Annotated in this window: 25 protein-coding genes and 2 tRNA genes; 20 read left to right on the top strand and 7 right to left on the bottom strand. The window is 71.8% G+C overall.

What is annotated here, in order from left to right:
• Nucleotides 1–544: 544 nt before the first annotated feature.
• A complete protein-coding gene (locus LNK82_RS11145; RefSeq protein WP_230566852.1) occupies nt 545–1,987 on the top strand; it encodes a SulP family inorganic anion transporter in 1,443 nt (480 codons plus the stop codon).
• Between the two features lie 39 nt (nt 1,988–2,026).
• On the opposite strand, the gene LNK82_RS11140 is transcribed toward LNK82_RS11145, so the two are convergent.
• The 3 genes from LNK82_RS11140 to LNK82_RS11130 all read right to left on the bottom strand — a co-directional run bounded on the left by LNK82_RS11140 (nt 2,027) and on the right by LNK82_RS11130 (nt 4,175).
• On the bottom strand, nt 2,027–2,488 hold the full coding sequence (locus tag LNK82_RS11140) for a DUF6194 family protein (RefSeq protein WP_230566851.1): 462 nt from the start codon (nt 2,486–2,488) through the stop codon (nt 2,027–2,029).
• A gap of 72 nt (nt 2,489–2,560) precedes the next feature.
• Nucleotides 2,561–3,427, bottom strand: coding sequence for a serine hydrolase (locus LNK82_RS11135; protein WP_230566850.1), 867 nt, complete (start codon nt 3,425–3,427; stop codon nt 2,561–2,563).
• Nucleotides 3,428–3,443: 16 nt separating this feature from the next.
• On the bottom strand, nt 3,444–4,175 hold the full coding sequence (locus tag LNK82_RS11130) for a Type 1 glutamine amidotransferase-like domain-containing protein (RefSeq protein WP_230566849.1): 732 nt from the start codon (nt 4,173–4,175) through the stop codon (nt 3,444–3,446).
• A gap of 53 nt (nt 4,176–4,228) precedes the next feature.
• Here LNK82_RS11130 and LNK82_RS11125 point away from each other — a divergent pair, with 53 nt between their 5' ends.
• Genes LNK82_RS11125 through LNK82_RS11105 form a run of 5 tightly spaced genes read left to right on the top strand, consistent with a single transcriptional unit; the run spans nt 4,229 to nt 8,078 of the window.
• Nucleotides 4,229–4,867: a YdcF family protein gene (locus LNK82_RS11125; RefSeq protein ID WP_230566848.1), complete on the top strand. Its 639-nt coding sequence runs from the start codon at nt 4,229–4,231 to the stop codon at nt 4,865–4,867.
• Between the two features lie 21 nt (nt 4,868–4,888).
• A complete protein-coding gene (locus LNK82_RS11120; protein ID WP_230566847.1) occupies nt 4,889–6,151 on the top strand; it encodes a deoxyguanosinetriphosphate triphosphohydrolase in 1,263 nt (420 codons plus the stop codon).
• 20 nt (nt 6,152–6,171) lie between these two features.
• The gene (locus tag LNK82_RS11115; protein ID WP_230566846.1) at nt 6,172–6,423 is read left to right on the top strand and encodes a hypothetical protein; all 252 of its coding nucleotides are present in this window, start codon (nt 6,172–6,174) and stop codon (nt 6,421–6,423) included.
• Nucleotides 6,402–7,448 carry a serpin family protein gene (locus LNK82_RS11110; protein ID WP_230566845.1) on the top strand — a complete coding sequence of 349 codons (1,047 nt, stop codon included), beginning with the start codon at nt 6,402–6,404 and terminating at the stop codon, nt 7,446–7,448. The genes LNK82_RS11115 and LNK82_RS11110 overlap by 22 nt, the downstream gene beginning before the upstream one ends.
• Nucleotides 7,449–7,508: 60 nt before the next feature.
• On the top strand, nt 7,509–8,078 hold the full coding sequence (locus LNK82_RS11105; protein ID WP_230566844.1) for a carboxymuconolactone decarboxylase family protein: 570 nt from the start codon (nt 7,509–7,511) through the stop codon (nt 8,076–8,078).
• A gap of 6 nt (nt 8,079–8,084) precedes the next feature.
• Here the strand turns inward: LNK82_RS11105 and LNK82_RS11100 are convergent, their stop codons facing one another.
• Nucleotides 8,085–9,011 (bottom strand): sigma-70 family RNA polymerase sigma factor, encoded by a 927-nt coding sequence (locus LNK82_RS11100; RefSeq protein WP_372470462.1) that lies wholly within the window; start codon nt 9,009–9,011, stop codon nt 8,085–8,087.
• A 25-nt stretch (nt 9,012–9,036) separates the two neighbouring features.
• Here LNK82_RS11100 and dnaG point away from each other — a divergent pair, with 25 nt between their 5' ends.
• The 3 genes from dnaG to LNK82_RS11085 are packed head-to-tail and all read left to right on the top strand — an operon-like array spanning nt 9,037 to nt 12,238.
• Nucleotides 9,037–10,935, top strand: a complete 1,899-nt coding sequence (dnaG, locus tag LNK82_RS11095; RefSeq protein WP_230566842.1) for a DNA primase — start codon at nt 9,037–9,039, stop codon at nt 10,933–10,935.
• On the top strand, nt 10,935–11,438 hold the full coding sequence (locus LNK82_RS11090; protein ID WP_230566841.1) for a hypothetical protein: 504 nt from the start codon (nt 10,935–10,937) through the stop codon (nt 11,436–11,438). Before dnaG ends, LNK82_RS11090 begins: the two co-directional genes overlap by 1 nt.
• A gap of 53 nt (nt 11,439–11,491) precedes the next feature.
• On the top strand, nt 11,492–12,238 hold the full coding sequence (locus LNK82_RS11085; RefSeq protein WP_230566840.1) for a trans-aconitate 2-methyltransferase: 747 nt from the start codon (nt 11,492–11,494) through the stop codon (nt 12,236–12,238).
• A gap of 43 nt (nt 12,239–12,281) precedes the next feature.
• Here the strand turns inward: LNK82_RS11085 and LNK82_RS11080 are convergent, their stop codons facing one another.
• The gene (locus LNK82_RS11080; RefSeq protein ID WP_073889848.1) at nt 12,282–12,512 is read right to left on the bottom strand and encodes a hypothetical protein; all 231 of its coding nucleotides are present in this window, start codon (nt 12,510–12,512) and stop codon (nt 12,282–12,284) included.
• A 137-nt stretch (nt 12,513–12,649) separates the two neighbouring features.
• Between LNK82_RS11080 and LNK82_RS11075 the strand changes: the two genes are divergently transcribed.
• From LNK82_RS11075 to LNK82_RS11040, 8 genes are all read left to right on the top strand, one after another.
• Nucleotides 12,650–12,721 (top strand) — tRNA-Asn (locus LNK82_RS11075).
• A gap of 118 nt (nt 12,722–12,839) precedes the next feature.
• Nucleotides 12,840–13,685, top strand: coding sequence for an oxygenase MpaB family protein (locus LNK82_RS11070; protein WP_230566839.1), 846 nt, complete (start codon nt 12,840–12,842; stop codon nt 13,683–13,685).
• Between the two features lie 87 nt (nt 13,686–13,772).
• Nucleotides 13,773–13,847: transfer RNA gene (locus tag LNK82_RS11065), tRNA-Ile, on the top strand.
• A gap of 197 nt (nt 13,848–14,044) precedes the next feature.
• A complete protein-coding gene (locus LNK82_RS11060) occupies nt 14,045–14,941 on the top strand; it encodes a glycosyltransferase (protein ID WP_230566838.1) in 897 nt (298 codons plus the stop codon).
• Nucleotides 14,942–15,071: 130 nt separating this feature from the next.
• The gene (locus LNK82_RS11055; RefSeq protein ID WP_230566837.1) at nt 15,072–16,151 is read left to right on the top strand and encodes a sigma-70 family RNA polymerase sigma factor; all 1,080 of its coding nucleotides are present in this window, start codon (nt 15,072–15,074) and stop codon (nt 16,149–16,151) included.
• A 37-nt stretch (nt 16,152–16,188) separates the two neighbouring features.
• Nucleotides 16,189–17,598: an MFS transporter gene (locus tag LNK82_RS11050; protein WP_230566836.1), complete on the top strand. Its 1,410-nt coding sequence runs from the start codon at nt 16,189–16,191 to the stop codon at nt 17,596–17,598.
• Nucleotides 17,595–17,825, top strand: a complete 231-nt coding sequence (locus LNK82_RS11045) for a ribbon-helix-helix domain-containing protein (protein WP_123743529.1) — start codon at nt 17,595–17,597, stop codon at nt 17,823–17,825. The genes LNK82_RS11050 and LNK82_RS11045 overlap by 4 nt, the downstream gene beginning before the upstream one ends.
• Nucleotides 17,812–18,159: a type II toxin-antitoxin system PemK/MazF family toxin gene (locus LNK82_RS11040; RefSeq protein WP_230566835.1), complete on the top strand. Its 348-nt coding sequence runs from the start codon at nt 17,812–17,814 to the stop codon at nt 18,157–18,159. The genes LNK82_RS11045 and LNK82_RS11040 overlap by 14 nt, the downstream gene beginning before the upstream one ends.
• Nucleotides 18,160–18,208: 49 nt before the next feature.
• Here LNK82_RS11040 and LNK82_RS11035 read toward each other — a convergent pair whose 3' ends face one another.
• Nucleotides 18,209–18,403, bottom strand: a complete 195-nt coding sequence (locus LNK82_RS11035) for a ferredoxin (protein WP_230566834.1) — start codon at nt 18,401–18,403, stop codon at nt 18,209–18,211.
• Nucleotides 18,400–19,599, bottom strand: coding sequence for a cytochrome P450 (locus LNK82_RS11030; RefSeq protein WP_230566833.1), 1,200 nt, complete (start codon nt 19,597–19,599; stop codon nt 18,400–18,402). Before LNK82_RS11030 ends, LNK82_RS11035 begins: the two co-directional genes overlap by 4 nt.
• A gap of 187 nt (nt 19,600–19,786) precedes the next feature.
• Here LNK82_RS11030 and LNK82_RS11025 point away from each other — a divergent pair, with 187 nt between their 5' ends.
• Genes LNK82_RS11025 through LNK82_RS11015 form a run of 3 tightly spaced genes read left to right on the top strand, consistent with a single transcriptional unit; the run spans nt 19,787 to nt 21,743 of the window.
• Nucleotides 19,787–20,659 (top strand): ABC transporter ATP-binding protein, encoded by an 873-nt coding sequence (locus LNK82_RS11025; RefSeq protein ID WP_230566886.1) that lies wholly within the window; start codon nt 19,787–19,789, stop codon nt 20,657–20,659.
• The gene (locus LNK82_RS11020) at nt 20,656–21,507 is read left to right on the top strand and encodes an ABC transporter permease (RefSeq protein WP_230566832.1); all 852 of its coding nucleotides are present in this window, start codon (nt 20,656–20,658) and stop codon (nt 21,505–21,507) included. Before LNK82_RS11025 ends, LNK82_RS11020 begins: the two co-directional genes overlap by 4 nt.
• Nucleotides 21,504–21,743, top strand: a complete 240-nt coding sequence (locus LNK82_RS11015) for a helix-turn-helix transcriptional regulator (RefSeq protein WP_230566831.1) — start codon at nt 21,504–21,506, stop codon at nt 21,741–21,743. Before LNK82_RS11020 ends, LNK82_RS11015 begins: the two co-directional genes overlap by 4 nt.
• Nucleotides 21,744–21,757 lie beyond the last annotated feature (14 nt).

The raw sequence follows: 21,757 nt of genomic DNA, 5'->3' as shown, positions 1-21,757 counted from the left end.
GGGGGTGTCATGGCGCGTGTCGTTGTCGTCGCAATCGCCTTGGCGCTCGTCGCCGTGCTCGCACCGTCCCCGTTCGGCCACGTCGGCATCGCGCGCGCCGCCCCGGTCGGTCACACCGCGGTCGGCTCGGAGGAGGAACCCGCCCGCGAGTGCCGCAAGGGCCCCGAGCCGCGATCTTCGTCCACCCGATCGTGGCCGGCCAGACCCGTCGCGCGCCCTCATCGCGACGTCCCCGGCACGACCCGCCGCGCTACCGTGAGCACATCGCCGCCCGTAGGACGAGGCCGCGAAGAACACCTCCGTTCCTGGACGACACCGTCGGCTCTACAGGTGTTCCGGAACTGATCGGCGCCCCACCGCCAGTAGATCGCATCGTCCGACCAACGACGAGTGGGGTAAACCGAATGGAATTCCGTCAACGGCTCCGGCCCGCCCGTGCGCATTCACCTCGCGCTCCCCGGAAAATGGGACGCGGGCCCGCAGGCGAGCCCGAACCCTCCACCCGCACGAACTCACGCACCGTGAACGACCCGGGGGCCGGCGCGTGAGCACCCGGACCGAACGACCGGCGCCACCGACCTTCTGGCCCGACGTCGGCGCGTCGCTGGTGGTGTTCCTGGTGGCGCTCCCGCTGTGCGTGGGCATCGCCGTCGCCTCCGGCGTGCCGGCGGAGCTGGGCATCATCACCGGCGTGGTGGGCGGCCTCGTGGTCGGCCTGCTGCCCGGCAGCACCATGCAGGTCAGCGGCCCGGCAGCGGGCCTGACCGTCCTGGTCGCGGACACCATCGCCGAGCACGGCCTGCCCGCCCTCGGCCTCATCGTGCTCGGCGCGGGCCTGCTCCAGATCGCCCTGGGCCTGCTGCGGCTGGGCCGCTGGTTCCGCGCCATCTCGCCGGCCGTGGTCCAGGGCATGCTCGCGGGCATCGGCCTGGTGCTCGTGCTCGGCCAGCTCTACCCGTTCGGCGGGCAGGACCAGCCCGCCACGACCGGTGAGAAGTTCGCGGGCCTGGCGGACCTCGTCCGGACCGCGTTGACGACGGCGGTCGGCTTGAGCGGCCTGGCCGTCGGCGTGCTGACGCTCGTCGTGGCGTGGCTGTGGAAGCGCACGCCGTGGCGCGCCGTGCCGGGGATGCTGGTGGCGGTCGTGGTCGCCTCGGCGGTGGGCGCGCTGCTCCCGCTGCCGCGCATCTCGGTCGGCCCGCTGACCGACGTCGTGGCCCTGGTCGACTTCTCCCTGCTGGACGCGGGCGTGCTGGGCGCGATGCTGACGTTCGCCCTGGTGGCGTCGGCGGAGAGCCTGTTCAGCGCGGCGGCCGTCGACCGCATGCACAGCGGGCCGCGCACGAGGTACAACCGGGAGCTGGTGGCGCAGGGCGTCGGCAACACGGTGTGCGGTGTGCTCGGCGCGTTGCCGATGACCGCCGTGATCGTGCGCAGCGCGTCCAATGTGGACGCCGGCGCCCGCACCCGGCTGTCCCGCGTGCTGCACGGCGTGTGGCTGCTGGTGTTCGTCGTGCTGCTGCCGGGCGTGCTGTCCTACGTGCCGCTGGCGGTCCTGGCGGCGCTGCTGGTGCAGGCGGGCTGGAAGCTCCTGGCGTTCAGGCAGGTCCTGGCCCTGGCCCGGGCGCACCGGGCGGAAGCCGCCGTCCTGGTGCTCACCGCGGGCCTGATCGTGCTGACGGACCTGCTCACCGGCACCCTCGCCGGCCTGCTGGCGGCGGTGGTCAAGACGGCCTGGGACATGTCCCGCCTGACCGTCACGGTGACCGCGCACGGCGAGGACCACCACCACGTGGCGGTGCGCGGCAACGCGACGTTCCTCAAGCTGCCGGGCCTGCTGGAGACCCTGGAGGCCGTGCCGGACAGCAAGCACGTCCGCGTCGACCTGACCGGCGTCCGCCACCTCGACCAGGCGTGCGGCCAGGCGATCGACCACTGGGCGGCGAGACGCGGCAGCGTGGAGCTGATCCACCCGGTGTCCGACTGACGGCCGGGTCCCCGGCGCGGCGATCCCGCGCCGGGGGCCTCAGGACGCGGTCCGCCGGGCGTGGTTGGCGTGCTTGCGCGCCGCGAACTCGTGCGCCTCGGCGAGCAGCGGCCGGACGGCGTCGAGCGTCGCCTCGCCCGGCGACACCACGCAGACCCAGTGCTGCGACGCGTAGACCGGGTGCGGCATCACGCGATCCCGTTCCGCGTAGTCGAACCCGGTCTCCAGCACGCCCTGGTCGTCGCGCTCGGTCGGCACGGCGCCGAACATGGCGGTGTAAGTGGCTTTGGTGAGCCCGATGTTGAGCCGGTAAGCCCCCGGCTCGCTCAACTCGGACACCCGCTCGTAGTTGTCGTCGGTCACGATCGTCGCGAACGGCAGCCGGCGCTCCGGCGGGAGATCGCCGTCCGGGTCGTAGAGGAAGAACGTGTCGCCGTACGCCTCCATCACGCGGGTACCGGCGAAGGACTTGATGTGCTGCGTCATTTCCTGGGCATTCACACCTTCAAGCGTATCTTTGAAGTCCTTTTTGAAGCTTTCCGTCGAAAGGCGCAGGAGACCGAGGCGAAACCTTCAACCAGCAATGATGAGCGCCGTGGTCAGCGCGCCGGTGACGGCGGTCAGCCGGTCCTTCGCGGCCTGCTCGGCCACACCCGTCTGGACCGACAGGACGGCCACGGCGTAGCGGTCGGCGACGACGCCCGCCGTGTGCAGGTGGAAGTCCGCCGGGAGGTACCACATCCAGCCCTGCTTGGCGTAGGCGTCGGTGCCCGGTGCGAGCAGGCCGTACGCCTGGTCGAAGCCGTCCGCGGCGGTGGGGGAGGCGCTCGACAGGGCGGTGACGACGAAGTCCCGGTCGGCGTCCGGGAGGTCGGTCAGGATGTACCGGTAGAGCGATGCGACGTCGTCGGCCGACATCTCCACGTCGCCCCACTGGGACGCGTCGGCGGGCGCGTGCGTCGCGGTCAGCCCGGCCTGGGCGGCCACCCGGTCGATCGCGCCCATGCCGTCGTGCAGCGTCCACAACGCGTTCATGGCGTCGTCGTCGCTCAAGCCCAGCGCCCGTCGCAGGCGCTCGAGGTCGGCCACCGGGACCTCGCCGGACGTCAGCATGTCCACGGCCACCAGCAGCTTGCTCAACGACGCCGAGCGGAACGGGACGTCGGCGTCATGGCCGGCCGCCGCACCGGTCCGGAGGTCGACGATCGCCAGCCCGAGGTCGATACCGCCCGCGGCCTCGACCGCCCGCGCCACCGCCGCCGAGAGGTCCGGGGCAGGTGCCTCGGCGGCACGTGGCGCGGCCGGGTGCGGGGTTTCCGCCGAGGTGCTCGCGGGCACGTGCAAGGACGCCTGCGCGGTGCGCTCGGCCGCTCGCGGCCACACCAGCGCGACCACGCCCGCGATCACCGCGACCGCGACCACCCACCAGCGTCTTCCCACACCTCAACAGTCCGGTTCACAACCGCCTGACGTCGAGCGATTCCTCCTGTGCGGTTCCTGAAGATTCGTCACGTCGCACGACGTACGCACCGCCGGTGGGCCGTTCGGACACGGCCTCCACGAGTTCGGTGCCGTGGTAGACGAGCCCGGCGCCGTCGTCGGTGCAGTGCGTCACCGGCAGCACGCCCGCCGCCACCGCCGCGTGGATCGTCGGCCGCCGCGCCGGCTCGCTGTCGTAGTGCACGCCGTTGCCGTACGGCAGGAAACCGAGGCCGTTGGTGATCACGCGCAGCTCCGGGCCGAACGAGTCCGTCGAGCCGCCGAGGAACCAGCAGATCGACCCGGCGGACACGCCACCGAGCACGACGCCGTCCTGCCACGCGCCGCGCAGCGCCGAACCCAGGTCGTGCACCGCCCACACCGCCAGCAGGTTCGCCACCGAACCACCGCCGACCCACACGACGTCGTGCGAACCGAGGAACCCCGGGACGTCGGTCGTCGGCGGCATGGTGAACAGGTTCAGGTGCGACACCTCCCACCCCGCGAGCTGCCCGGCTTCGGAGAGGTTCGCGTTGAACCACCGCTGGTCGCCCGCGGCCGTCCCGACGTGGCACAGCCGCGGCTTGCGGCCGTGCACGCCGGACAGGTCGACGGCGTGGTGCGTGAGCCGGTGGAACTCCAGGTTGGTGCGTAGCCCGGCGCGGAGACCACCTGAGGTCGCCACGATCGTCGGCTGGTCTGCTCCCATGTCGGTGATCCTGGCAGCGCTCACGCCCGCGCGGGTGTGGAATCATCCCCGGCGTGACGTTCCTGCCGAGACTCCGCAGGCTGGCCACGCGCGTCGTCCTCGGCGGCCTCGTGATCGGGCTCCTCGTCGTCGGCGGCACGGCGTTCCGCGTGTGGCAGGTGGCCCGCGAGGACGACCGGGCCCACGCCGACATGGCCGTGGTCCTCGGCGCGGCCCAGTTCAACGGCGTGCCGTCCGACGTCCTGGAGGCACGGCTGGAGCACGCGCGCCGCCTGTACGAGCAGGGCGTGGTCAACTACATCGCCACCACCGGCGGCAGGCAGCCCGGCGACAACTTCACCGAGGGCGAGGCCGGCCGGATGTGGTTGGAGGCGCACGACGTGCCCGCCGACCGGATCCTCGAGGTCGGCGAGGGCACCGACACGCTGGGCAGCATCCGGGCGCTCGCCGCCGCCGCCCGCGAGAAGTCGCTCACCACGGCCGTGATCGTCAGCGACCCGTGGCACTCGCTGCGGGCGCGCACGATGGCCGAGGACGAAGGGCTGTCCGCGTGGACGTCGCCGACCCGCAGCGGGCCGAACGTGCAGACCCGCCAGACCCAGCTGTTCTACATCCGCCGCGAGACCGGCGCGCTGCTCTACTACCACCTGATGAAGGCGCCGGCGGGCGCGTTCGACGGCATCCTGCTGTAGGTCTGCCCTTACCCTGAGCGGATGAGTCAGGGCTACACCGCACACGACTCCGCGCGGCTGCTCCCGGAGCTGCCCAAGGGAGCGGTGCTGCCCGGCGCGCGCACCGAGCGCCGCTCGCCGTTCTCCCGCGACCGGGCCCGCGTGCTGCACTCGGCCGCGCTGCGCCGGCTCGCGGGCAAGACCCAGGTCGTCGGCCCCGGCGAGGGCGCGGAGGTGACCGGCGTGCCGCGCACCCGGCTCACCCACTCGCTGGAGGTCGCCCAGATCGGCCGCGGCATCGGCGAGGAGCTCGGCTGCGACCCGGACGTGGTCGACACCGCCGGCCTCGCGCACGACATCGGGCACCCGCCGTTCGGCCACAACGGTGAACGCGCGCTCGACGAGCTGGCCGGGCCGTGCGGCGGCTTCGAGGGCAACGCCCAGACCCTGCGCATCCTGACCCGGCTCGAACCGAAGACCGCCAAGGGCCTCAACCTGACCCGGGCGTGCCTCGACGCGGCCACCAAGTACCCGTGGACCCGCCGTCCCGGGATGGTGAAGTTCGGCGCCTACGACGACGACCTCGCCGTGTTCACGTGGGTGCGCGAAGGCGCGCCCGATCAACGGCGGTGCCTGGAAGCGCAGGTCATGGACTGGGCCGACGACGTCGCCTACTCCGTGCACGACGTGGAGGACGGCGTGCTGGCGCACCGGATCAGCCTGGCCGCGCTCGGCGACCCGGCCGAACGCGCCGCCATCGCGGGCCTGGCCGCCAAGCACTTCTCCGACGAGCCGACGTCCGCGCTCGAAAGCGCCGCCACCGAGCTGCTCGCCCTGCCCGTGATCGCCGAGCTGGCCGAGTACGACGGTTCGCTGCGCGCGCAGGTGGCGTTGAAGCGGCTCACCAGCGAGCTGGTCGGCCGGTTCGCCTCGGCCGCCGTCGGCGCGACCCGCGAGGTGCACGGCGACGGCCCGCTGAGCCGCTACCAGGCCGACCTGGTCGTGCCGCCCCTGGTCGCGGCCGAGGTGGCGCTGCTCAAGGCGGTCGCGGTCCGGTACGTGATGAGCGACCCGTCCCGGCTGGCCATGCAGGCCCTGCAACGCGAACTGGTCGCCGAGCTGGTCCACCTCCTGCTGATGCGCGCCCCGGACACGCTCGACCCCGCGTTCCACCCGGCGTGGGCCGCCGCGGGCACCGACGCCGAACGGTTGCGCGTCGTGGTCGACCAGGTCGCCTCGCTCACCGACGCCCAGGCCGTGGCGTGGCGGCGGTCGTTGGCGAACGTCGCCCCCGAACCCCTGTGACCGGTGGCACACTCGACGTCATGGCCGATGAGTCCAGAAGACCGCCAGGCCGTCCTTGGCCGTGGCGCAGACCGACTCGCGACCCGGTGCACGTCGGCGCCGAGTTCCCGTACGACGGGTGGGACGACGAGCCCGGCGACGACGGCTCCGCCGGGGTGCGCGAACCACGCCACCCCCAGCCGCTCGGACCGATGAGCGGCGCGGGCGAACGTCCGATCCCGGACGAGCCCATAGCCGTTAAGGAGACCTTGTGCCTGATCGAGCGCACCTGACGTTCGCCCTCACCCTCCACGACGCCGTCGCGCCCGACCGCACGCGCAACGCGTGCTGGTCGCCGTACTCGGTGGCCAGCGCGCTCGGCATGACGGCGCAGGCGGCGCGTGGCGAGACGGAGGCCGAACTGGTCGCGCTGCTCGGCGCCGATCACGCGAAGGTGCTCAAGGGCGCGGTGGTGGGCGACGACGCCGAGTTCGCCGTGGCCAACACGCTGTGGGCGTGGGAGGAACTGCCGCTCAACGAGGGCTTCCTCACGGATCTGGCCGGGTGGCCCGGCGCGAAGGCCCGCTCCGCGCCGTTCGCCGGCGACCCGGAAGGCTCCCGCAAGCTGATCAACGCCGACGTGGCCGAGACGACCCGGGGGCTGATCCCCGAGCTGCTCGCCGCCGGCGCGATCACGTCCGACACGGTCGCGACGCTGGTCAACGCGCTGTACCTGAAGTGCGCGTGGGCCGAGGAGTTCCCCGAGCACGACACCGCCGACCTGCCGTTCCGGGGTGCCGGGAACGTCGCCACCATGCGCCGCGAGGGCTCCATGCGGTACGCGCGGAGGGACGCGTGGGAGGCCGTGGCACTGCCCGCGCGGGGTGGCGTGGAGGCGGTCGTGCTGCTGCCCGAGGGCGACCTCGCCGGCACCGGAGGCGTGCCCGAGGTGCTGGAGGCGTTGGAGCAGGACCGGATCGAGCTGTTCCTGCCCAAGCTGGACCTGTCCGTGAACGTCTCGCTCGCGGAGTCTTTGCAGCAGGTCGGCGTGCGCACGATGTTCGGCCGCGACGCCGACCTGACCGGCCTGAGCCCCGACCCGCGGCTCTACGTGGACGACGTGGTGCACGAGGCCGTGCTGCGGCTGGACGAGCAGGGCTTCGAGGGCGCCGCGGCGACCGCCGTGCTCATGCGCCTGACCTCGTTCATCCCGGCCGAACCCGCCCGCACGGTCCGCGTCGACCGGCCCTACCTGCTGCTGGTCCGGCACGCCGACACGGGCGCGATCTACTTCCTCGCCCAAGTCGCCAAGCCCTGACTGTCACGTCCTGAGACCCCTCCTCGTCCACCGGGTGAAGACCCGAAACGAGGAGGGGACATGGCACCCAGGATCCCGGTCGTCACGACCAAGCAGGCCAACCCGCTGGTGCGCTTCGCCTACCGGTTCGCCAAGAAGCGGTTCGGGGCGGTGCCGGAGCCGTTCACGGTGACCGCGCACCACCGGCGGCTGTTCGTGGCCGGCGCGCGGCACGAGATGGCGGTGGAGAAGGCCGCCAAGACGCTGCCCGTGTCGTTGCGGGAGCTGGTGGTCTACCTGACGGCGGTGAAGCTCGGCTGCTCTTGGTGCGTCGACTTCGGCACCATGCTGATCAAGCACGAGGGCCTGGACGTCGACCGGCTCAAGGAGATCCACGACTACCGGACCTCCGACAAGTACAGCGAGCTGGAGAAGCTGGCGCTGGCCTACGCCGACGCGATGACCGAGACCCCGACCGCCGTCACCGACGAGCAGGTCGCCGAGCTCGACCGGCGGCTGGGCCACCAGGGGCTGGTCGAGCTGACCTACCTGATCGCGCTGGAGAACCAGCGCGGCCGGTTCAACTCGGCGTTCGGCATCACCGACCAGGGGTTCACCTCGGGTGACGCCTGCCGGGTGCCGATGCCGTAGCCGGTCTCAGGCGCCTTCGGGGAACGGCACGTGGCCGAGCTTGTCCGGGTTCGACATGTCGTACACGCCGGCCACCTTGCCGTCCCTCACCACCACCGCCTCGACCCTCGGCGTGAGCTCGCCCTGGGCGCCGAACACCAGCCCGACGTCGCCGTTGACCAGCGCGGGCCGCCCCTCGACGTCGCCGTACCGGCGCAGCAGGCCGAGGATGAAGCGCGCCACCTTGTCCGCGCCGCTGACGACGCGGGCCGCGGTCCGGGCCTTGCCGCCGCCGTCGCCGACGAGCACCACGTCGGGGTGCAGCAGGCCGATCACCGCGTCGACGTCGCCGGTGGCCAGGGCCCGGAGGAACCGCTCCAGCACCTCGCGCTGCTCCTCCAGCGCCACCCGCGGCGGCGGGTCGGCGTCGGCCGCCGCCTTGCGACCGCGCGAGGCGTGCTGGCGGGCGGTCGCGACCGTGCAGCCCAACGCGTCGGCGATCTCCGCGAACGGCACGCTGAACGCGTCGTGCAGCACGAACGCCACCCGCTGCTCGGGCGTGAGGCGGTCGAGCACCACCAGCGCCGCCAGCCGCACGCCGTCGTCGCGCACCACCGCGTCCAGCGGGTCGTCCTCGCCCGATGTGACCAACGGCTCGGGCAGCCACTGCCCGACGTACCGCTCCCGCCGCACCGCCGCCGACCGCAGCCGGTCCAGGCAGATCCGGCCCACCACGGTCGTCAGCCAGCCGCGCAGGTCCCGGATGCCCGCCCGGGCCTCCTGGCTCAGACCCGTCAGCCGCAGCCACGCCTCCTGCACCGCGTCCTCGGCGTCCGCGACGCTGCCGGTGAGCCGGTAGGCCACCCCGACCAGGTGGGAGCGGTGGCCGGTGAAGGTCGAGGCCAGGGTCTGCTCGGACGCCAAGGTCTCCTCACCGGTGGTCACGGGCACCAGTCTGCCAGCACTAGACTCGCTCGACGTGGCAGGACGCATCCGGGAGAGCGACGTCGCACTGGTGCGTGACCGGAGCCGGATCGACGAGGTCGTGGGGGACCACGTCTCCCTGCGCGGTGCCGGCGCCGGCGCGTTGAAGGGCCTGTGCCCGTTCCACGACGAGAAGTCGCCGTCGTTCAACGTCCGCCCCTCGCACGGCACGTTCCACTGCTTCGGCTGCGGCGAGGGCGGCGACGTCATCGCGTTCGTGATGAAGATCGAGCACCTCGGCTTCGTCGAGGCCGTCGAGCGGCTGGCCGACCGGGCGGGCGTCCAGCTCACCTACGAGGGCGGCGGAGCGACCGTCCAGCGCGACCGCGGCACCCGCAGCAGGCTCATCGAGGCGCACCGGGTCGCCGCCGAGTTCTACGCCGAGCAGTTGGCCACGCCGGACGCGCTGGCCGCGCGGGAGTTCCTGGCCCAACGCGGTTTCGACGAGGCCGCGGCCAGGCAGTTCGGCTGCGGTTTCGCGCCGGGCGGCTGGGACAAGCTCACCAAGCACCTCCTCGGGCGCGGGTTCGAGCTCACCGAGCTGATCAAGGCCCAGCTGACCAAGGAGGGCAGGCAGGGCCCGATCGACCGGTTCCACCGCCGGCTGCTGTGGCCGATCCGGGACATGGGCGGCGAGGTCGTCGGCTTCGGCGCCCGCCGGATCTTCGACGACGACCCGATCCAGGCCAAGTACCTCAACACCAGCGAGAGCCCGATCTACAAGAAGTCGCAGGTGCTGTTCGGGCTGGACCTGGCCAAGCGCGAGATCGCCAAGCGCAGGCAGGCCGTGGTCGTCGAGGGCTACACCGACGTGATGGCCATGCACCTGGCCGGCGTGCCGACGGCGGTCGCGTCCTGCGGCACGGCGTTCGGCGCGGACCACATGAACGTGCTGCGCCGGCTGCTGATCGACGACTCGATGAACGGCGAGGTGATCTTCACCTTCGACGGCGACGCGGCCGGGCAGAAGGCGGCGCTGAAGGCGTTCGAGGGCGAGCAGGCGTTCTCCGCGCAGACCTACATCGCGATCGCGCCCGACGGCATGGACCCGTGCGAGCTGCGGCAGGAGAAGGGCGACGTGGCCGTGCGCGACCTGGTGGCCCGCCGCACGCCGCTGTTCGAGTTCGCCATCAAGACGCGGCTGAAGGACTACGACCTCGACTCGGTGGACGGCCGGGTCGAGGCGCTGAAGGTCATGGTGCCGTTCGTGGCCCAGATCAAGGACCGGGCCAAGCGGGACGGCTACGCGACCCGGCTGGCCTGGTGGGTCGGCTGGGAGGACGAGTCGGCCGTGGTGCGCCGGGTGCGCGAGACGGCGACGGGCCGCGCACCCGCGCCGTCACGCCGTGCCGCGGCGCCGGTCGACCCGAACCAGGGCGCGCTGGCCGTGGACGTCGACGGTCCGCCGCGCCCCGACCCGCGCGACCCGGCGCTGTGGGCGCAGCGGGAGGCGTTGAAGGCGGCGTTGCAGCTGCCCGAGATGGCCGGGCCGTACTACGACTCGCTGCCCGACGAGGCGTTCACGCACCCCGCTTACCTGGCGTTGCACCAGGCGATCCGGGAGGCGGGCGGCGCGTCGTCCGGGCTGTCGGGTCCGGCGTTCCTGGACGCGGTGTCGCAGGCGTGCCGGCAGCAGGCCGTGCGGTCGGTGCTGACCGAGCTGTCCGTGGAGCAGCTCCGGGTCAAGGCGGACGACGAGTACCGGTACGTGCAGGGCGTGCTGGCGCGGTTGCAGCAGATCCTGGTGGCGGGGCAGATCACCGAGATCAAGTCCCGGCTGCGGCGCGTGTCGCCGGTGGAGGAGCCCGACGAGTACCGGGCCCTGTTCGGCGACCTCATCGCGCTGGAGGACTACCACAAGGCGTTGGGCCAACAAGCGGCGGGCGGGCTGTGATGGGGCTGTTCCGGAGGGTCTTCGGCTCGGGCGCGCCCGAGGGGTTCGCCGGTGTGCTGGAGTCGGACGAGAACGTGCTGGCGTCGGCCGCCGTGGGCTCCGAGTGGCTCGTGGCGACGTCGTACGGGCTGTGGGTGCCCGGCCCCCGGAGGGTCGGGTGGCACCTGATCAGCAAGGCCACGTGGAGCGGGAACGCGTTGGCGGTCGTCGAGGCGGTCGAGGACGGCACGGCGGGCGAGGCCGTGGTGCTGCGCGACCTGCCGCCGCGGCGGTTCCCGCTGGAGTCGCCGGGCAAGGTGCCCGAGGTCGTGCACGAGCGCGTGACCGGGTCGATCAGGTCGCGGGAGCACAACGCGACGGTCGGCGCGTGGTTCGTGCAGCGCAAGGTGACGGGGCAGGACGGCGTGGTGCTCCAGGTGCGGCCCGATCCCGGCGCGGACGTCGAGCGGGTCCGCGAGGTCGCGGCGTCGGTGGCGGCGAAGATCGCCAAGCTGCGCGGGTGAGCGTGGTCGGCGTACGGTAGCAGTACAGTCGTACTGTTACTGGGGGTGCGCGCATGTGGGATCCGGGCAAGTACCTCGCGTTCGCCGACCACCGGTCGCGGCCGTTCCACGAGCTGGTGGCACGGGTCGGGGCCACGGCGCCGCGCCGGGTGGTCGACCTGGGCTGCGGTCCGGGGAACCTGACCGCGTCGCTGGCGCAGCGGTGGCCGTCGGCCGTGGTGGAGGCGCTGGACTCGTCGCCGGAGATGGTCTCGGCCGCGCGGGCGCGAGGGGTCGACGCGCGGGTCGGCGACGTGGCGTCGTGGGAGCCCGAGCCGGACACCGACGTGGTGGTGACCAACGCGGTGCTGCAGTGGGTGCCGGGGCACGAGGACCTGCTGCGGCAGTGGGTGCGGGCGCTGCCGTCCGGCGCGTGGCTGGCGATGCAGGTGCCGGGCAACTTCTCCGGGCCGTCGCACGAGCTGGTGCGGTCGTTGGTCGACGCGTCGTGGCCCGCGTTGCGCGGCCTGCTGCGGCCGTCGCCGGTGCTCGACCCCGTGGGGTACGCCGAGGTGCTCGACGGCTGCGCGGTGGACGCGTGGGAGACGACGTACCTGCAACGGCTGGAGGGGGAGGACGCCGTGCTGGAGTGGATCACCGGGACTGCGCTGCGGCCGATCCGGGCGGCGCTGGACGACGGTGAGTGGGCCGCGTTCCGCGGTCGGTTGGCGCCGCTGCTGCGCGAGGCGTACCCGAGGCGGGCGGACGGCACGACGTGGTTCCCGTTCCGCCGGGTCTTCGCCGTGGCCCGCGTGCCGTAGCCGCACCTGGGCCGCCCCCGGTTCGAGGGCGGCCCAGGTGTGCTCAGTTGGCGCGCGGGATGACGGGGTCGCGCCGGTGGCCGTTGGCGTTGGGCTGGTGACGGCCGAAGCCGGTCTTCTCGCCCACCTTGGCGCGCACGATGCCCGCCGCGCCCTGGACGGCCGGGTGGTCGGCCAAGGAGCGGTAGGCGCGCACGATCTGGTCGTAGCGCTGGCGTCCGGCGCGCGCCCCTAGGACGTAGCCGACGGCGGCGCCGAGCAGGATGCCCTTCATGAGGTGGTCCTCTCCTGGAGATCGTGCCTGGTCACACCCCTTCTTACCGCACGAGGAGGGGGGTGTGCGCGAGCACTGTTCCGGATGCGCTAGAGTTGTCGCTGTCGGGCCGAGAGGCCCGGCTCACAACAGAACATTCCCCCTTAGCTCAATGGCAGAGCATTCGACTGTTAATCGAAGGGTTACTGGTTCGAATCCAGTAGGGGGAGCGCGATGGCAGCCCCAGGCCCACCGGCCTGGGGTTTCGTCGTGTCATGGGGTCCGGGTACCCGCGAGTCACCCGATTGTCACACCGCTCGGGCGGTTTCTTGGGGCAGGCTGATCCGCATGGCCGACCGCTTCGCCAACCGTCGCCGGATCACGTCCCTCGACCCGGAGCGGGACCACGTCGAGATCATGCGCATCTCGTCCGGGTACGAGTTCCCGTGGGACTACGTGCGGTCGCTGGAGTTCGCCTTGTTCCGGACGTACTGCGTGCCGTCGATCTCGGCGCTGCTGGCGCGGACCGGCGAGTTCGAGCGCCGGCCGCAGCAGCGGTACGACGACACGGCATTGCTGATGGCCGAGTTGGTCGAGCACGGGTACGACTCGCCGCGCGGCCGTGAGGCGCTGCGCGTGGTGAACCGGCTGCACGGGCGGTACGAGATCTCGAACGACGACATGTTGTACGTGCTGTCGACGTTCGTGTTCGACCCGATCGAGTGGATCACGCGGTACGGCTGGCGGCCCCTGACCGACCACGAGCGGCTGGCCGCGTTCCACTTCTACGGCGCCGTGGGTGTCCGGATGGGCGTCAAGGAGCTGCCGCCCACCTACGCCGCCTACGCGTCGTTCAAGCGCGCGTACGAGGAGGAGCACTTCACCTACAGCGACACGAACCGCGCGATCGGCCGGTACACGCTGGACCTGTTCTGCTCCTGGTACCCCGTGCCGTCTGCGCTGACGTCCCGCGCGGTGCTGGCGATGCTCGACGAGCCGATGCTCACGGCGTTCGGCTTCCCCGCCCAGCCGCAGTGGCTCGTCCGAGCCGCGAAGACCGCCCTGAAGGCCCGCGCCGCCACCGTCCGCCTCCTCCCACCACGCCGGACACCACGCCTGACCAACGACCCGAAGAACCGGACCTACCCGGGCTACCCGACGGGCTACCGCCCGGCCGACCTCGGAGCCCCGTAGTCCGCCAGTGCACAGCTTGGTCACGCCGCCCGGGTTGTCGAGACGCGGGGGAACCTCCCTCTGTACCCTCCGGAACCGCACGTCAGCGGGGCGGTAGCTCAGCCGGTCAGAGCAGCGGACTCATAATCCGTCAGGTCGTGGGTTCGAACCCCACCCGCCCCACTGTTGGTGCTGGTCGGGGGTGGCGTTGACTGGGACACGGTCAACGTCGCCCCTTGCCCCACTTCTGAGCCGAGCCCTTTGATCGCGCACCGCGCGTCGGCCGCCTCGTGGCTGGTCACCCCGCGTGCCACGGGCAGGTCCTGGGTCGTGCCACCCCCCGAGTGCCCGACGCGGACGACACGAAGGACGAACGAGAGATGACCCTGCCCTCCATCAACCCTGCGCTCGGCATGGACCTGGTCACGCGCAGGACCCTTCAACGCCGGATCGCGTCGGTCAGCGTGGTGATTCCCGCGCACAACGAGGAAGCCACGATCGACGAGGTCGTCGCCGACGCGTCACGCGGGCTCGAAGTGCTCGGCACGAGTGGTGAAGTGATCGTCAGCGCCAGTGGGTGCACCGATCGAACGGCGGACGTGGCGCGTGAGGCGGGCGCGACGGTGGTCGACGCCGAACTCGGCAAAGGGGCGGCGATCGCACGCGGTGTCGCGGCCAGTAAGGGCGACATCGTCTGCCTGGTCGACGGCGACCTCCGCTACTTCGGCGACCTGCCCCTCGTGACGCTGCTCGTCGAGCCGATCCTGAACGGCACCGCCGACGCCACGGTGTCGGACCTCTACTGGCGCCCGCTCTACCCGCAACTGTGGCTGTGCGGGTTCTTCGCCCCGCTCGCGGGCACGTTGTTCCCCGAGATGCTGCCGAAGGTCGGTTCGACGCCGTGGTCCGGTCAACGCGCCGCCGTGCGGGAGCTCTGGCCCGAGTCCTTGCCCACCGGATTCACGGCTGACCTCGCGCTGTTGCTCCACTGGAACGCCAACGCGGTGCGCATGCGGCCGGTGCTCGCGGACGACTGGACGAACCCCCAGCGGCCGAAGCCGGAGTTGATGGAAGAGGAGTTCGGGCTCCTCGTCGAGAGCGCGGTCGCCCGCGGCCGGGTCGAACGGCGGGCGGTTGCACGGCTGCGCGGGTGGTTCGAGCAGGCCTACGCCCTCATGGCCGAGTACGACCCGGAGCGGCACGACCCCCAGGAGTTCGAGGCCCGGATCCTCGACCGGTCCTTGGCGGAACTCCGCGCCCGGCTCCACGTCGCGTAGCGCGGCGGCGAAAACCGAGCGGACCGACCAGTTCCCGGCTCCGGCGGTGTCCACCCATCCGAGAGCGCACGTTCCGGCCACCCTCGCACATCAGGACCGCCGGGTGGTCACGGCTAGAGGAGGAGTCACCATGCCAGGGTTCCCGCCGGTCAGGGGAAGCGACGCCGACGCGCAGCGCACGGTCGGGGAACTGCTCGCGTCGGCGCGCAGCGGTGACGGTGAGGCGTTCCGCGGGCTCGTCGAGCCGTACCGGCGGGAGCTCCAAGTCCACTGCTACCGCATCCTCGGCTCGGTGCAGGACGCGGAGGACCTGGTGCAGGAGACGTTGCTGGCGGCGTGGCGCGGCATCGACGGGTACGAGGAGCCGGCGTCGGTGCGGACTTGGCTCTACCGCATCGCCACCAACCGCTGCCTCAACGCGCTGCGGGCCGGCGCCCGTCGCCCGAATGACCAGGCGCCCTACCGATCGGGGGTCCCGTTGCCCGAGCCGTCCCACCGCCCGGCGGAGCCGAACTGGCTGGAGCCCTACCCCGACTCCCTGCTCGACGGGATCGCCGACCACGCGCCGGGGCCGGAGGCGCGCTACGAGATCAGGGAGTCGGTGTCGCTGGCGTTCCTGACCGCCCTGCAACAACTGCCGCCGAAGCAGCGGGCCGTGCTGGTGCTGCGCGACGTGCTCGGCTTCCGGGCCGCCGAGGTCGCGACCATCCTCGACACCTCGGAGGACGCGGTCACCAGCGCGGTGAAGCGGGCCTGCGGCGCGCTCACCCGGGAACTGCCGAACCCCGACCGGGAGAGCGCCCCGCTGCCGAACTCGCCGCGCGAACGCCGGATCGTGGACGACTTCGCCCGCGCGTTCCAGGCCGGTGACGTGGACGCGGTCGTGGAGCTGCTGACGAACGACGCGCGGCTCACCATGCCGCCGATCCCGCTGGAGTACCGGGGCCCGGACGACATCGGCCACTTCCTGGCGACCGTGGCGCTGCGCGACGGGATGCGGTACGTGTTGATCCCGACCCGCGCCAACGGCCAACCGGCCTTCGGCTGCTACGTGCGCGACCCGCGAACGCCGATCCTGCACGCGCACGGCGTGCTGGTGCTGACGCTGACCGGCGACCGGATCACCGGCCTCACCCGATTCCACGACAACTGCGTCCTGCCCCCCTTCGGACTCCCGCGATCGCTGCGCGCCTCCATCGGCAGCGCCTGACCGAGAGCCCGAGGCGCGAACGAACCGGAGGAGAACGGTGAGCACCGGAGCAGAGCGGATGACGGCCAAGCAGGCGTGGACCTTGGGCCTCGCCTCGCTGGCCTCGTTCATGATGGCCCTGGACAGCATGGTCGTGACCACCGCGCTGAGCACGATCCGCGCGGACCTGGCGGCCTCGGTCGAACAACTGGAATGGGTCGTCACCGCGTACAACCTGTCGTTCGCGGTGCTGCTGCTCACCGGGGCCGCGCTGGGTGACCGGTTCGGCCGACGCAAGGTGTTCAACGCGGGCCTGACGTTGTTCACCGCCGCGTCGGCGGCGTGCGCGTTGGCGCCGGACGCCGTCTTCCTGATCATCGCCCGGGCGTTGCAGGGCGCGGGCGCCGCGATGGTGCTGCCGCTGTCGCTCACGTTGATCACCGCGGTCTTCCCGCCGCACACGCGCGGCAAGGCGATGGGCCTCTACCTCGGCCTCACCGGTCTGGCCACGTTCGGCGGCCCGTTCATCGGCGGCGCGATCGCCCAGGGCCTGACCTGGCAGTGGATCTTCTGGCTGAACCTGCCGATCGGCATCGTCGCGATCCTGCTCACCACGCGCGAGATGGACGAGAGCACCGGCCCGAACGACAAGCTCGACCTCGGCGGGCTCGGCCTGGTGACGCTGGGCGCGTTCGGCGTCATCTGGGCGCTGGTGCGCGGCAACGCGGCGGGCTGGGGGAGCGTGGAGGTCGTCGCCTCGTTCGTGATCGGCGTGGTGCTGCTGGTCGCGTTCGTGCTCCACGAGAAGCGCACGCCGCGCCCGATGGTGCCGATGAGCTTCTTCAAGCTGCGGGCGTTCGCCACCGCCAACCCGGCGAACTTCCTGGTCTTCGCCTCCCTGTACGGCACGATGTTCTTCCTCGCGCAGTACTTCCAGGTCGTCAAGGGTCACGGTCCGCTCGTCACCGGCCTCATGCTGATGCCGTGGACCGGCACGCTCATGGTGTGCGCGCCGATCGCCGGTCGCCTGGTCGACCGGGTCGGTGAGCGGCGGTTCGTGGTCGGCGGCCTGTTGCTGCAGGCGGTCGGCATGGGGTGGATCGCCATCGCCGTCGACGCCGACACGTCCTACCTGGAGATCCTGCCCGCGCTGGTCCTCGGTTCGGCGGGCATCACGGCGGCGATGCCCGCCGCGCAGAAGGCGGTCGTGGGCGCGGTGGAGCCGCAGCGGATCGGCCAGGCGTCCGGCGTCTTCATGATGCTGCGCATCTTCGGCGGCGTGTTCGGCACCGCGGTGGCGGTCGCCGTGTTCGGCGCCGTCGGCGGCTACGCGACGGCCGCGCGGTTCAGCGAGGGCTTCTCGGCCTCGATGGTCGGGGTCGCCGTGCTGGCGTTCGCCGGCGTGCTGGTCGGTCTCGCGATGCCGAGTTCCTACCGGGTAGCACCGGAGGTAGCATCGAAGGTATGAAAATCAGTGTGAGCCTCCCCGAGGAGGACGTAGAGTTCGTTGATCGCTACCTGCGGCAACACCGGAGCGCCTCGCGATCGTCCGTGATCCACCAGGCGATCACGCTCCTGCGCGAGGCGGGTCTGGAGAACGCCTACGCGAGCGCGTGGGAAGAGTGGGAAGCCGGAGGGGACGCCGACATGTGGGACGTGACCGCGCCGGACGGTGTCCTCGATGCGGCGAGGTGACATCTACTGGGTGGACCTGGAGCCGGCGCAGGGCGCCGAGGCCAACAAGATCCGCCCGGCCGTGCTCGTGAGCAACGACGCGGCGAACCGGGCCGCCGGACGGGGCGGCCGGGGTGTGGTGACCGTGGTCCCGATCACCTCCAACACCGCCAAGGTGTACCCGTTCCAGGTGCTGCTGCCCGCCAAGGACTGCGGGCTCGGCGCGGACTCGAAGGCCCAGGCCGAGCAGGTGCGCACGGTCGCCGCGGCCCGGCTCCGCGCCAGGATCGGCGGCTTGCCGCCCGCGGTGCTCAAGCAGCTCGACGACGCCCTGCGCGTGCACCTGTCGCTCTGAGCCGCCGCTCACCGCCGGGACCGCCCGGAGGCGGCCCCGGCAGCTCACGTCACTCCACGATGCGGATGGCGCCGGCCGGGCAGAGGTGCGCCGCTTCCCGCGCCGCCTTCTCGTGCTCGCCCGTCGGGGACGGCTGCAGCAGCACGACCGTCCCGTCGACCTCGTCCTGGTCGAACACCGCGGAATCGGTCAACGCGCACATCCCGGCGCCAGCGCACACGTCCGGATCGACTTCCACCTTCACGAGAACTCCACCGGCAGCTCGTGCACACCGTAGATAGCCATGTCGGTGCGCATCTTGACGTCCTCGGCCGGCACGCCGAGCCGCAGGTCCGGGAACTCCCGGAACAGCGCGGCGAAGCCGACCCTCATCTCGATCCGCGCCAGCTGCTGCCCGAGGCACTGGTGCACGCCGTGGCCGAACGCGAGGTGCCCCGCCGCGGACCGGCGGACGTCGAACTCGTCCGGCCGCTCGAACCGCGCCGGGTCCCGGTTGGCGGCGGCCACCGAGATCGAGACCGACTCGCCCGCCTTGACCACCACGCCGCCGATCTCCACGTCCTCCAACGCCGTGCGCAGCGTGCCGAACTGGATGATCGTCAGGTACCGCATCATCTCCTCGACCGCGTTGTCCACCAACGACGGGTCGGCTCGCAGCGCGGCCAGCTGCTCGGGGTGCCGCAGCAGCAGCAACGTGCCGATGCCCAGCATGTTCGCCGTGGTCTCGTGACCGGCGACGAGCAGGAGCAGCCCCATGTTGGCCACTTCCTCGTCGGTCAGCTCGCCGGTGGCGATCAACCCGGTCAGCATGTCGTCGCCCGGCTCGACGTGCTTGCGCTTCGCCAGCTGGAGCACGAAGTCCTCCAGCCGCTCGAACGCCTCCATGATCTCCTCGAACGTGGAGTCGAGCCGCAGGGCCTTGGCGGTGTCCTCCTGGAACGCCGCCCGGTCCTCGTAGGGCACGCCGAGCAGCTCGCAGATGACCATCGACGGCACCGGCAGCGCGAACTCCGCCACCAGGTCCGCCGACGTGCCCGACGCGCGCATCGCGGCCAGGTGCTCGGCCACGATCTGCTCGATGCGCGGCATCAGCTGGTTCATCCGCCGCACGGTGAACTGCCCGGTCAGCAGCTTGCGGTAGCGGGTGTGGTCGGGCGCGTCCATCCCGATGAACATGCCCGGCTTGGCCGCCGGCCGCTGCGGCACCGGCTTGCCGGCCACCGTGCGCGGTGAGTGCTGGAGCTCGGCCCGGCTGCTGAACCGGCGGTCCGCGTGCACCTCGCGAGCCAGCTCGTAGCTGGTCACGAGCCACCCCAGGTGCCCGTCGGGGAACTTCATCCGGCTGATCGGGGCCCGTTCGCGGAGCAACCCCAACTCCGCGGGCGGGTCGAACGGCGTGGTGCGTTGGCTCGGCAGTTCGGAGTACAGCGTTTCGGTCATCTCGCACACCTCCCAGTGCGTAAAGGGACCTACTTCGCAACGTACAGAAGTTTCACGAAGCCGTGAAGTAAATAAGCCGTAAGGGAACAGCCGTAGTACGGGTGATAGCAGGTGTGCTACAAAATGACCGAGAACTCTGACGAGGGGGAGGTGAGGGTCCTTGGTCATCGAGGTGCGCGATCTGCGGATGCGCTACGGCACCACGGACGTGCTGCACGGGGTCGACTTCACCGCGGGCCCGGGTGAGGTGCTGGCCCTGCTCGGGCCGAACGGCGCGGGCAAGACCACGACGATCGAGATCCTGGAGGGTTTCCGGCTGCCCTCCGACGGCCACGTCCGGGTGCTGGGCGTCGACCCGGCCACCGGCGACGAGGCCTGGCGCGCCCGGCTCGGCGTGGTGCTCCAGTCGTGGCGCGACCACGGCCGCTGGCGGGTGCGCGAGCTGCTGCACCACCTGGGCCGCTACTACGAGCCCTACGCCACGCCGCACCAGCCGCGGCCGTTCGACACCGACGAGCTGATCGAGACCGTCGGCCTGGCCGAGCACGCGCACAAGAAGATCAGCAGCCTCTCCGGCGGCCAGCGGCGGCGGCTGGACGTGGCGATCGGCATCGTCGGCAAGCCGGACCTGCTGTTCCTGGACGAGCCGACGGCCGGGTTCGACCCGCACGCGCGCCGGGACTTCCACGACCTGGTGCACCGCCTGTCGGACCTGGAGGGCATGACGATCCTGCTGACCACGCACGACCTGGCCGAGGCGGAGAAGCTGGCCGACCGGATCCTGGTGCTCGCGGGCGGCCGGATCATCGCCGACGGCAGCCCGGACCAGCTCAGCCGCCGGGTCGCGGGCAAGTCCGAGGTCCGCTGGACGCACGACGGCCTGCGGCACGTGCACACCGCGGACGACGCGACGGCGTTCGTGCGCGACCTGTTCCGCCAGCACGCGACGGGCATCTCCGAGCTGGAGGTGCGCCGCAGCACGTTGGAGGACACCTACATGGCACTCGTGCAGCGGCACGAGAGCGGCCAGGCGACCGACGAGGAGGTGGCGATCCCGTGAACACCAAGGCACAGGCCATCCGGCTCGGCGTGGACCGCGGGGTGCGCGAGTTCCGCCACTCCATGGGCAGCTCGGACCAGTGGTACAACGTGTTCACCGGGCTCGCCGCGCTGACCGTGCTGTGGTTCCAGCGCGACTCGTTCGTGGACGGCTCCGACCTCTCGCTCGCCGCGCTCACCCTGCCCGGCATGCTCGGCATGGGCATGGTGTTCGGCGCCCTGGTCGGGCCCGCGGGCCAGCTCTCGATGAACCGGGAGGACGGCACGCTGCTGCGCGCCAAGGCGGTGCCGCACGGCATGGTCGGCTACCTGGTCGGCCGGGCCGTGCAGACGTCGCTGGACTCGCTGAGCGGCCTGCTGATCGTGCTGGTGCCGGGTCTGTTCCTGGTGAACGTGCTGGCGGACGCGGGCGTGGGCGGCGTGCTCGGCCTGCTCGCCGTGCTGGCGTTCGGCATGGCCTCGATGCTGCCCTGGGGCGCGGTCGCCGGGTCGATCACCAAGAGCCCCGGCGGCGCGATGGGCATCACCATGCTGCCGATGATGGGCCTCATCGCGATCTCGGGCATCTTCTACCCGATCACCGCGATGCCCGGCTGGTTGCAGGGGGTGGCCCAGGTGTTCCCGGTGTACTGGGCGGGGCACGGCGCCAGGGCGGCGCTGCTGCCGGACGCGGCGGCGGCCACGGAGCTCGGCGGCTCCTGGCGGATCCTGGAGATGGTGGGCGTGCTCGGGGTGTGGGCGGTGGTCGGCTTCCTGCTTGCGCCTACGATCCTGCGTCGGATGGCTCGCCGTGAGTCCGGAGCGGAGATGGAGCAACGCCGACAGGCGGCGTTGCAGAGGGTGCGATGAGCGAAAGCGTCTACAACCGGATCGCGATGCTGCGCGCGGAACGGGGAGTGTCACGCCGGCAGCTCTCCGAGGCGTTGGGCATCCACTACCAGACCGTGGGTTACCTGGAGCGGGGCGAGTACAGCCCCAGCCTGTACCTGGCGCTGCGCATCGCGCAGTACTTCGAGGTGCCGGTGGAGGTCGTGTTCTCGACCGACCCGTTCCCCAGGCTGGGCAGCGACGAGCGATCCGCGTAGGCGAAGAGGGGGCG

The organism is Saccharothrix luteola, from assembly GCF_020859565.1.
Classification (GTDB): Bacteria; Actinomycetota; Actinomycetes; order Mycobacteriales; family Pseudonocardiaceae; genus Actinosynnema; species Actinosynnema luteola.
This window is presented reverse-complemented; position numbering and strand designations above follow the sequence as displayed.